1 protein-coding gene is annotated in these 455 nt (G+C 53.6%); it reads right to left on the bottom strand.

Translation table 11 applies throughout. The annotated features are described in order from the left end of the window. The coding region (locus CSV68_RS16625; protein ID WP_143561024.1) for an MFS transporter at positions 1-455 on the bottom strand (455 nt) is incomplete at both ends.

Below are 455 nucleotides of genomic sequence, written 5' to 3'. Positions count from 1 at the left end.
GCATTGGCGACCGCATAAGAAAGCCCTACCCCCAAAGCGCGTACCTGTGCCGGGAACATCTCAGCCTTCAGGATCCCACTGATCGATGTGTAAAAACTGACAATGACCATCGCCAGCATGACCAGACCAAAGGCGGCATACGGTGAGGAAACGTGCTGAAGCGCAGTTAAAATGGGAACAGTACATAACGCGGACATGCCGCCAAAGATCAGCATTGATGTTCGACGCCCTATTTTATCGGAGAGCGCGCCAATAAGTGGCTGAATCAGCATAAAGACGAACAACGCGGCGGTCATGATAGCGCTGGCGACGTTGGCGTGCATGCCCGTGGTGTTCACCAGATATTTTTGCATGTAGGTGGTGAAGGTGTAAAAGCTGAGAGAACCGCCCGCGGTGAACCCGAGAACCATCAGGAAAGCTTTGCGGTTACGCCACAGCCCTTTAAACGACCCCGC

Source organism: Sporosarcina sp. P29 (genome assembly GCF_002743265.1).
In the GTDB taxonomy this organism is placed as follows: domain Bacteria; phylum Bacillota; class Bacilli; order Bacillales_A; family Planococcaceae; genus Sporosarcina.
This window is presented reverse-complemented; position numbering and strand designations above follow the sequence as displayed.